Origin of the sequence: Acetobacterium tundrae, from assembly GCF_008086615.1 — a bacterium.
Classification (GTDB): Bacteria; Bacillota; Clostridia; order Eubacteriales; family Eubacteriaceae; genus Acetobacterium; species Acetobacterium tundrae.
In genome coordinates this window covers 1-8624 of sequence record NZ_RXYB01000040.1, presented here as the reverse complement: position 1 = coordinate 8624, position 8624 = coordinate 1, and the positions used below count along the sequence as shown (strand labels likewise).

At 39.8% G+C, this 8624-nt stretch carries 9 protein-coding genes and 1 pseudogene; 8 read left to right on the top strand and 2 right to left on the bottom strand.

Going from position 1 to position 8624, the window contains the following annotated elements; translation table 11 throughout:
* Nucleotides 1–56 precede the first annotated feature (56 nt).
* Genes FZC40_RS16645 through FZC40_RS16630 form a run of 4 tightly spaced genes read left to right on the top strand, consistent with a single transcriptional unit; the run spans nucleotide 57 to nucleotide 3097 of the window.
* A complete protein-coding gene (locus FZC40_RS16645) occupies nucleotides 57–1079 on the top strand; it encodes an ATP-binding cassette domain-containing protein (RefSeq protein ID WP_148606432.1) in 1023 nt (340 codons plus the stop codon).
* A gap of 14 nt (nucleotides 1080–1093) precedes the next feature.
* Nucleotides 1094–1858, top strand: coding sequence for a DUF364 domain-containing protein (locus tag FZC40_RS16640; RefSeq protein WP_148606430.1), 765 nt, complete (start codon nucleotides 1094–1096; stop codon nucleotides 1856–1858).
* Nucleotides 1859–1861: 3 nt separating this feature from the next.
* Nucleotides 1862–2563 carry a class I SAM-dependent methyltransferase gene (locus FZC40_RS16635; RefSeq protein WP_148606428.1) on the top strand — a complete coding sequence of 234 codons (702 nt, stop codon included), beginning with the start codon at nucleotides 1862–1864 and terminating at the stop codon, nucleotides 2561–2563.
* The gene (locus tag FZC40_RS16630) at nucleotides 2564–3097 is read left to right on the top strand and encodes a nucleoside-triphosphatase (RefSeq protein ID WP_148606426.1); all 534 of its coding nucleotides are present in this window, start codon (nucleotides 2564–2566) and stop codon (nucleotides 3095–3097) included.
* Between the two features lie 99 nt (nucleotides 3098–3196).
* Here FZC40_RS16630 and FZC40_RS16625 read toward each other — a convergent pair whose 3' ends face one another.
* Entirely contained in the window at nucleotides 3197–3970 is a 774-nt protein-coding gene (locus FZC40_RS16625; RefSeq protein WP_148606424.1) for a class I SAM-dependent methyltransferase, read from the bottom strand.
* Between the two features lie 331 nt (nucleotides 3971–4301).
* Here FZC40_RS16625 and FZC40_RS16620 point away from each other — a divergent pair, with 331 nt between their 5' ends.
* The 4 genes from FZC40_RS16620 to FZC40_RS16605 all read left to right on the top strand — a co-directional run bounded on the left by FZC40_RS16620 (nucleotide 4302) and on the right by FZC40_RS16605 (nucleotide 8234).
* A complete protein-coding gene (locus FZC40_RS16620) occupies nucleotides 4302–4682 on the top strand; it encodes a DUF134 domain-containing protein (RefSeq protein ID WP_148606422.1) in 381 nt (126 codons plus the stop codon).
* A gap of 226 nt (nucleotides 4683–4908) precedes the next feature.
* Nucleotides 4909–5778, top strand: a complete 870-nt coding sequence (locus tag FZC40_RS16615; RefSeq protein ID WP_148606420.1) for an Mrp/NBP35 family ATP-binding protein — start codon at nucleotides 4909–4911, stop codon at nucleotides 5776–5778.
* Between the two features lie 48 nt (nucleotides 5779–5826).
* Nucleotides 5827–6351: an FmdE family protein gene (locus FZC40_RS16610; protein WP_148606418.1), complete on the top strand. Its 525-nt coding sequence runs from the start codon at nucleotides 5827–5829 to the stop codon at nucleotides 6349–6351.
* A 119-nt stretch (nucleotides 6352–6470) separates the two neighbouring features.
* A complete protein-coding gene (locus FZC40_RS16605) occupies nucleotides 6471–8234 on the top strand; it encodes an adenine deaminase (RefSeq protein WP_148606416.1) in 1764 nt (587 codons plus the stop codon).
* A 199-nt stretch (nucleotides 8235–8433) separates the two neighbouring features.
* On the opposite strand, the pseudogene FZC40_RS16600 reads toward FZC40_RS16605, so the two are convergent.
* A pseudogene (locus FZC40_RS16600) lies at nucleotides 8434–8624 on the bottom strand (transposase); the annotation flags it as partial.

The window sequence follows — 8624 nt, the reverse complement described above, 5'->3', positions numbered from 1 at the left end:
ACAATCGGCGAAGCTTACCAGATGGGTATGATGAAGAAAATGGAGTTTAAAGAAATATGATAAAACAAACATATATGGAAATAATAAACAGTCAGACTGTGGCAGCAGTAATACAACACTATCCAATCGCGGATGATTTTCTTGCTAATTACCGTTTAAGCAGCATTTCGAAAGGCCTGATTTTTCCACAGGCACTTGATGAAGTTGAAGATGAAATTCTTGAAGAGTTCGGTTTGGATAGAGATGAAATATTGCAAAACTTATGTGTGTTCCTTGAAACATTTTCCCAGACCGAATTCGCCTTGAATTCAGTCTTGTCTATTACTATCAATGGTGGCGTTAATAAATTGATGGAGCCGGAGAATATCAGCCTGACCATTTCAGCCGGAGAGATTATCAGTATTGTCGGACCCACCGGTTCAGGTAAGAGTCGATTGTTAAATGACATTGAATGTCTGGCGCAAAGGGATACTCCCACCAAAAGGCAGATAATGGTAAATGGTGCCGAACTTGATGATATGCAGCGCTTTGAGATGGATGGTAAACTGGTTGCTCAGCTTTCTCAGAATATGAATTTTGTCATGGATCTGACGGCCCGGGAATTCCTTGAAATGCACGCCAAATCAAGATTGACACCAAATGTTAATGAAGTGGTGGAAAAGTGCTTTCAATGTGCCAATGAGTTGGCCGGTGAGCAATTCTCCGAAGATACAAAAGTGACCCAACTCAGTGGTGGACAATCCCGGGCATTGATGATTGCAGACACAGCATATATGAGTGAATCACCGATTGTTCTGATTGATGAAATTGAAAATGCTGGCATTGATCGGCGACAAGCAGTGCTTCTTTTAGCTAAAAAAGATAAAATTATATTTGTTTCGACGCATGATCCATTATTGGCACTGAGTGCCAATAAGCGGATTGTGATTAAGAATGGCGGAATTTATAAAATAATAGAAACTTCTGCGGTTGAAAAGCAAAGCCTTGATGGCATTGAAAAGTTTGATAATGTTCTGTTGAAGCTTCGCAATACGCTCCGCCAGGGTGATTTGATCACAGAAGAATTAATTAAAATATGAAAAGGAGTGGTTCTATGTGGGAAATTTATGAGGCTTTAATCAAAGGAATCCCTGAGAATAAAATTGTGGATGAGGTGATTTGCGGTAAAAAGCGGACGTTAATCCGGAGTGGCAACGGGGTTGGAATTGCATCATCCAGGCCGTATGAAACGAGAATGCCAATGCTTACAAAAAATATGATTGGCATGCCGCTTCACGAGGTTGCCGAATGCGTAAAGTCATGGAATTTTGTCGAGGCAGCGGTAGGCGTGGCGGCAATCAATGCTCATTACAATAATCCCCAGGTAGCCAGAGATAACGGCGTTGAATTTTCTGATGCACCGCGTGTGGAGGATCGCAGGTTTGATCCGTTTATTATGTCTCAAAATGAAATAAAGGATAAGAAAGTTGCGGTTGTCGGACATTTTCCCTATATCGAAAAACTGATGGCTCCGAAATGCGACTTCTCGATCATTGAATGGGAGCCGGAAGAAGGGGATTATCCCATAACCGCCAGTGAATATATACTGCCAGAATGTGATTATGTCTATTTAACCTGTGCATCGGTTTTGAATAAAACCCTTCCGAGATTTCTGGAACTTTCAAAAAATGCTCAACTGATTACCATTGTTGGGCCGGGAACCCCTCTTGCACCGGTGTTTTTTGATTATGGCATCGGCGATTTATCCGGATTTGTCGTCAAAGACAATTTGCGTGCCGCTAGAATAGCCTCCGGTGCTGAAAATGTGAAGCTGCATGTGGCTGGCCAAAAGGTTTCGTTAAAAAAAACAATGAGGTGAAAAATGAATTTTAATTGGAATGCTGTCACAATTAAATGGTATCAGGAAGCAAATGAATATTCAGGATTTTTTAAGAATATCGCGGATTTGGTTACACCGAAATTGGCGGGATATTCTACCTTCTGTGATATCGGATGTGGCTTGGGGCTGGTTGATTTGGAATTAAGTAAAAGTATTAAGAATATTACCTGTATCGATATTAATAAAGAAGCCATTAAGTCGCTGAAAAAGAACATTGAAGATCGCGAAATTTCAAATATTGAGACCTGTTTGATGGATTGTAATGATATTGACGGAAGTTGGGATGTTATTTACACCAGTTTTTTTGGCAGTCATGAATTAGAAAAATTTTTTCCCTTCTGCAAAAAATTAATTGCGGTAGTCGACAAAAGGAATAAAAATAACCCATGTATTGATAAATATCAATCCTTTCACAGAAATAGCTATGATAAAGTGGAAGAAAAATTAAGAGAAAAGGGAATAGCCTACTCGCTTACGGAAGTTTCGCTGGAATTTGGACAACCATTAATTTCTATCGAAGAAGCGAAAAGTTATATTAAAACTAATTATGCTGAAGTCAATGATGAGGATTTGAATCATTTCCTCGCTCAGAAACTCATTGAAACAAAAGAAAAGGAGTACCCTTTCTATATTCCCAAAAAAAAATCCGTCGGAATATTTGAACTTGAAGGAGACTGCAAATAGATGAAACTATTTCTTACCGGTGAAATACAGGTTGGAAAAAGCACCGTCATTGCCAGAATATTAACACTGCTTAATAGATCTTACGGAGGCTTTAAAACTTACTTCGGTCCCGACAGAGGCTGTGAAGACAGGCTACTTTATATGAATTCAGCAGCTGATTCGAATGTCTTCACTGAAAATAACGGCATCGTCCGCTTTAGAAAAGACTGCTTTCCCCAGGTTTTGACGGATAAATTTGACACCGATGGTGTTGAATTGATCCGCTCGGCCCGAGTAGAGTCAGACCTAATTATAATGGATGAATGCGGAAATTTTGAGCGCCATGCGCTTCAATTTCAAAAGGAAATACTTGAAACTCTGGATGGCGATAAACCCGTCTTGGGCGTGATAAAGCTGGCAAGTACTGGTTTTACTGACATTTTGAGAAATCATCCCAAAGTGAAACTCATCATGGTTACCAGGGAAAACCGTGATGAGCTCCCACCAATGCTTGTTCATGACCTGCAAGGGGGAAGCGAATCAAGGGACGGTTAACAGCCCCTTGATTGCGAATGAAAACATCATTTATTATCATGAATATCAGTTCATGAGTTCAGTATTTAAGGAATTTGAGCAACCTGATTTATCGGTTGCTTAAATTCTTTTTCTGCCACAGAATACGCTATAATTAAAGGCTTTGTAGATGACATCAACTTCTTTAAATCCCGCTTCTTCCAAAAATTTGATATGCGATCGCAAACTGGTGGGACGGTCGTCAGCATAATAACTAGGAATCCATTTTTCAACTATTTCACGCTCAGAAACATTTTGTTTCATGAAATTGATCCAATTTTGCATGTTGATCGCTTGCAGTTCTTCGTTGCTTCCTAAAACAATATCAAGATTAATAAAGATTCCATTTTCTTTCAATCCGGCATAAATTCTTTGATACATCTCAAATTTGGCTTGATCTGTTTCAAGGTGATGAAGCGCAAGCGATGATACAATAACATCATACTTTTGGGGGAAGGTAAAAGTGTTAAGATCTCCGCTAATACAGGAAACATCAGCAACTATTTTATCGGCAGCAATTTGCAGCATCTTTTCGGAAATATCCATACAGGTTATTTTTGCATGGCTAAACTTCTTATTAATAAAATAGGATATTGTGCCGGTTCCACAACCTAAATCAATCACTTCAAAATCATCGTGTTCATCAAAGGGGATAATGGCCGTTAATATTTCAATCATATTATTATAATTGGGGATTAGGGTCTGAATAAAGTTATCGAATCGATTTGCCGCATCATCAAAATGCAATTTAATTTTCTCCGTATGTGAAGTGTCAATTGATTTAACTAACTGCTCAATGATTGTTTCATCAGGATTACCAATAATTGATGTAGTTGTTGCATTAATATTTCCCATAAGGTCGGCTCCTTTTTGATTTTATTTCGTATTTTTCTATTGCTTTTAAGAATAACATATTCTTCATCGATATACTCGAATATTTACATTTTTTGTGGTGAAAAAGTAAGTTTGTCTTGCAAATATCTTGTGAATCATGAAAAAATATGTCAAAATTAAATGACAGATAATGATTATACAAGAAGGTTATTGACATATGTTCTAAATGGGATATAATAATTATAGAATAACCGATATCAATAGAAAAAGACATTGACTATTCAGGAGAAGAAGGAACTTGACATAATCAATCAATTCTGAGGAAAGAATTAAAACGATTAGGGAGGAAGATATGCCAAGACCGATAAAATGGAGAAAAGTATGCTGTTTGCCAGAAAGTAATTTATTTGGTCCGCTTAATGCACCTAATTTTGAAGAAAATATTATTTCAATGACGGTGGAAGAATATGAAACGATACGGCTCATTGATTTAGAAGGGATGCTTCAAGAGGAATGTGCGGAAAGTATGAATGTGGCCAGGACAACTGTTCAGCGAATCTATAATGATGCCCGAAAGAAATTAGCTGATGCCCTTGTCAATGGAAATGTCTTAAAAATTGAAGGCGGGAATTACAAACTTTGCGAAGATGATCAACAAATGTATGGGTGCTGCCGATGCCCGAAGCATCGATTTAAACAGAAGAATCCGGAGACTGAAAAGTCTGAAAATTAAGATGTTATTATCAGAACTGGAAAACGCTTAAATAGTCAGGGGAAAATTATCAACTGTTATTGAGAATGTAGACGAAGCACAGTCATAGTAAAATCATATCGACCATTGATCGTCATGATGGTTTCTCGATAATTGACACCAAATTAATTTTCTATGATGATTTAATATAGATTGGTAAAAAATGGATTCTGACAAAAAAATCAAACAAAAGAGGAGAAAAAAATTAATGAGTGATAGTTGCAGTCAAACATGCGGTAGTTGTGGAGAAGAATGTGATGAAAGAGCAGAAAGTCCGGTTGACTTTTCTGAAAAACCACATGAATTGAGCAAAATAAAAAAAGTGATTGGTGTTGTAAGCGGAAAAGGCGGGGTGGGAAAATCGCTGGTAACGTCTTTAATGGCCGTTTCAATGAATCGAAAAGGGTATAAAACGGCGATCCTGGATGCTGATATTACCGGACCATCGATTCCGAAAGCTTTTGGAATTCACACCAAGGCGACGTCAAATGAATCAGGTTTTTTCCCTATTTCCAGTAAAACGGGAATTGAAATTATGTCGATCAACTTGTTGCTGGAAAACGATACCGACCCAGTCATTTGGCGGGGACCGGTTATCGCCGGCGCGGTAAAACAATTCTGGACGGATGTTATCTGGGGCGATGTGGATTACATGTTTGTTGATATGCCGCCAGGTACCGGGGATGTGCCTTTAACCGTGTTCCAATCGCTGCCGGTCGATGGTATTATTATCGTCACCTCGCCCCAGGAATTGGTTTCAATGATCGTTGCAAAGGCTGTGAAAATGGCTGAAATGATGAATATCCCGGTTATTGGGTTAGTTGAAAATATGTCATATTTCCTATGTCCTGATTGTGACAAAAAACATCAAATATTTGGTGAGAGTCATGTTGACGAAGCGGCCAAAAAACATGGCATTGATTTAATTGCCAAGATGCCGATCAATTCTGCTCTAGCCGGTGCTTGTGATAATGGGCTGATTGAACTATTTGAGGGCGATTGGCTTGATCAGATCGGGGAATTTTTAGAAACAATGGAAATTGATGAAGAAGAAAATGAAAGCTGCAGCGGTAACTAAAAAAGAACAGCGCAAAGAATTTAAAATTTTTTTAAGGAGATGGAAGAAATGGATCAAAATTTGTGGGAAAAATCGGTTGCGTTTCATGGACATCACTGTCCGGGATTGGCCATTGGTGTCCGCGCTTCTGAGGAAGCGCTTAAAGCACTTGGTATTGACTTCTCAAAGGATGAGGAAGTTGTTTGTGTGACCGAAAATGATGCCTGCGGGGTCGACGGTGTCCAGGTTATTACCGGATGCAGCGTTGGAAAAGGAAATCTCATTTTTCGAAACCGTGGCAAACAAGCCTTTTCTTTTTTTAATCGAAAAACCGGAAAAAGTATTCGGCTGGTCTTAAAGGACATGCCTGACATGGAACGGGATGAGAAAGAAGAATATATTCTTAATGAACCGGATGCTCATAAAATCTTTGATTTTAAGACCCCTGATTATCAACTTCCGGAAACAGCTCGTATTTTCCAAAGTGTGATCTGTGAGGTATGCGGAGAAAAAACAGCTGAACCGATGATTCGTCTGGAAAATGGCAAAAAATGCTGCCTGGATTGTGCAACGCCCTATACTCGGGGTTTCTAAAAACAAGATACAAGTGAATAAAAAAAATGATTGACATTTTTACATTATAAGGTAAAGTATAATATATATTAAACATATAAAAACAATATGACTTGTATATATTGAATTGGGAGGTCAAAATGAATAAAAAACTAATAGCGGTTGCAGGTGGAAATGCGTTTGCAGATATCGTAGTTAAAAACGGAAAAATAGTAAATGTATATTCTGGTGAAATTTATGATGGTGGGGTTGCAATCAGCGGGGATACCATCGCGGCGGTGGGAGATGTGGATTATACAATTGGCGAAAACACCAAAATTATTGATGCCAAAGGTCATTTCATCACACCCGGATTCATTGACGGACACATTCATCCGGAAAGCACCAGTCTTTCAATCCGTCCTTTTGCAGAAATTGTTTTGAAACACGGAACAACGGCGATCTTTACCGATCTGCATGAAGTCGGTGTCGTTGCTGGGCTGGAGGCCATTGAGGCTGTTTTGGAGGAGGCGCAGGCGACCGATCTAAAACTTTATTTTGTCGTCCCTTCGCATGTGCCCTTTTCACCAAATCTGGAAACAAGCGGTGGCAGTTTTAATACTGAGATCATCAAGAAAGCTTTGGAGCGTGAAGATGCGGTGGGTTTATCTGAGTGTGTGGGACAATATATTCTTGCCGGCTTTCCTGATTTGCTTGACTCGATGGATGCAACACTTGAAAAAGGAAAATCTTTACAGGGACACTTGCCTGACATATCCGGTCCGGCACTGAATGTTTGTGCGGCAATTGGGGTTAGTACCGACCATGAATCGCTTACCGGAGAAGATGTGGTTGCCAGACTTCGAGCCGGCCTGCATGTGATGATCCGCGAAGGGTCGGCAGCAAGAGGACTGAAAGATGGATTAAAACCCATCTTGGAAAATAACCTGGATTCATCCCGGGTCAGTATAGTTACCGATGATTTGCATACGATAGACGCGGTAAAAAGAGGCCATCTGGATGATGCCGTTCGGATTGCCTTAGAAGCAGGCACGGATTTTGCAAAAGCCATTCAGTTTGTCAGTTTAAATGCGGCCAGAGCATTTGGATTAGATCATCAAATTGGCGGACTGGCGCCAGGAAAAAGAGCAGACGTTAATATAACCACGGGGCCGGAAGATTTTAAAGTGCTGTCAGTGATTGCTGGCGGAAAGCCGGTGGTGGAGAATGAGAAACTGCTGGTATCTTATCCAAAGGCAGAGCATGTACCAATTTTATTAAATACGATTAAATTAAGCAAAAAAATAGAACCGGAAGATTTTAAAATTTGCGTTTCAAAGACGGCTAAGAAAGCCCGGGTTAAGGTAATGGATACTTTGCCATGGATTCCCATTACAATCGAGAGAATAGTAGAACTTAATGTAGAAAATGGCGTAGTACAAAGCGACGTTAAACAGGATGTTTTGTATATTGCTCAGGTAGAACGCTATGGAAAAAACGGAAATATTGGAAAGGCTTTTATGGGTGGCTTCTCTTTAAAATCCGGTGCCATTGCCTCTTCGGTCGGTCATGACAATCACAATATTATTGTTCTTGGAACAAACCACGAAGATATGGCGGTTGCAGTGAACCGTGTCGCAGAGATTCAAGGCGGACAGGTTGTCGTCGATAATGGCCAGGTTGTTAAAGAAGTTGCCTATCCAATTCTTGGTTTGCTGTCCGATTTATCGGCAGAAGAACTGGCAGCTGAAAAAGAAGAATTGAATCAGGCAATTCATGAACTGGGTTCGCCCATTACGATACCGTTTATGTTTCTGTCATTCATTTGTCTGGCAGCATTGCCGTCATTTGCGATTACCGATCATGGCTTTATCGATGTTGCCACGCAGACAATCATCGATCCCATATTAGCAGTTATTGAGTAAGCGGTAAATCATATTTTAGAGAAGAACGATCAAAAAAACCACCTTGAACCTTTATTTAAAAAGGTTCAAGGTGGTTTCAGAGCGAAGACAAACCCGATTACAAGCAAACAAAGCTGTGATCGGTTTTTTATATTGCTGCCGGAAAATGAAAAAATAGGAAAAAACGTGAAGGTACTACAAAACGGATTCGTTTCCGGTACAGCAGATTTGCCAGTTTTTTCATATTCAGGCATGCCAAAGTTAGCCCGATCTGCATGGCAACTCGGGCCTTCCCGACATACTGTGTATAGCGCATCCCGTGATGTTCCTTGGCCGTGCCAAAGACTCGTTCGATGGTTTCTTTACGCAGTTGGTATTCTTCTTTGCGTCCGATTGTGTGCCGGATTTCTT